The sequence below is a fragment of the Hyphomonas oceanitis SCH89 genome, assembly GCF_000685295.1.
Taxonomy (GTDB): Bacteria; Pseudomonadota; Alphaproteobacteria; order Caulobacterales; family Hyphomonadaceae; genus Hyphomonas; species Hyphomonas oceanitis.
On sequence record NZ_ARYL01000117.1, the window covers coordinates 1 to 1,356 of the forward strand.

The 1,356-nt window shown below is 50.3% G+C and carries 2 protein-coding genes; both read right to left on the reverse strand.

What is annotated here, in order from left to right; translation table 11 throughout:
- Positions 1-737: GntR family transcriptional regulator (locus HOC_RS20475; RefSeq protein ID WP_206741634.1), on the reverse strand; the 737-nt coding region annotated here is incomplete at its 3' end.
- A gap of 241 nt (positions 738-978) precedes the next feature.
- Positions 979-1,356: alpha/beta fold hydrolase (locus HOC_RS22615; RefSeq protein WP_035542504.1), on the reverse strand; the 378-nt coding region annotated here is incomplete at its 5' end.

Consider the following 1,356-nt stretch of genomic DNA (forward strand, 5'->3'; position numbering starts at 1 on the left):
TAGCCTTCCTTGTCCGGACTTTCCAAAATCAGACCACGCCCCTTCAAGAATTCTACGGCTGACCAAATATGAAAAGATAGCGCCTCAACCGCCGCATCGGCGTCACGCGCAATGGCCAACTCGAAAATCTTCTCGTGTTCAGAATGAGCCAACACGCCAGGGCTTACTCGACGGGCTGTAGACAACCGCCGGTAGCGTTCCGCTTGCTTGTAGAGAATAACTCGGAACTTCTGCACCCAGCGAGAGGAAGAAGCCGATACGAGCGCATCATGAAATTCCTGATTGCGCTGCTCCCATATCTCGAATCCTGCGATTGGATTAGCTTCGAGCCTTTTCTCCGCAAGGGACAGTTGGTGATATGCTTGGACAACCCGACCTTCCCAGTCATCTTTCCCGGATACGATACTATCCCGCAACGCTGATGCTTCCAGCAGGACCCGCGCCTTGGCCAAATCCTCGAAATCAACAAGCGACATCGGCGCCACTCGAAAACCTTTTTGGGATTGAGTAAGGACGAGCCCATCCGACATGAGGAGAGATAACGACTCCCTCACAGTGCCAACACTCACTCCATAATTTTCACTTAGTGGCTGAAGTCGCAGCTTGTCACCCGGCCCATACTTGCCGTGGATAATATCGATACTCAACTGCTCGTAAGTCGACTCAATCAGGCTCCGAGGCCCGTCTGATTCGGACTCAGTTTCCGTCCGACGCTGGAACATTTTAACCGTGGACATGATTGATAGCCTCTTCCTCACCTTGGATTATTCTTTTTTATCAAATAAAATTATTTTTTTTTCTTATGTCAACAAAATTCAGGATGCATTCCCCAATTTCTCAGCATTCCGTCTGGGCCATAGAGTCCCACGCACGCCCGAAAATTCGTGTTCATTATCCTTTGCCCAAGCGCCTGATAAAATGTTCACTCGGGAGATAATACAGACGCACGTTAGCGTGCGCACTTCCGCGTAGCGCGCCTCAAACAAGCTCTCTCATGAATCCCAAAACCAATTCATTTACTTCCTCAGGCCGTTCTTGTTGGATCCAATGACCGCATCCGGACAGAATGTGTGACCCGACATAATTCGGAACGAACTCGCCTACACGATCAATTGCCTCTAGTCCCCATCCTGTCGTGACATCGCACTCTCCTCCAATAAACATCGCAGGTGGGCGAAGCTGAGTGCCGTCATGTGACTCAAGCTGCTCCCAACTGTTTTGAATACTTCGATAATAGGAAAAAGGCCCTATCATTCCTGACCGCTCGAACTCCTGCGTATAGAACTCCAAATCATCCGTTCTCAACCAGACCGGAAGATCGGCGGGCGCATGCATTTTGTCCCGCATTCGAGCACC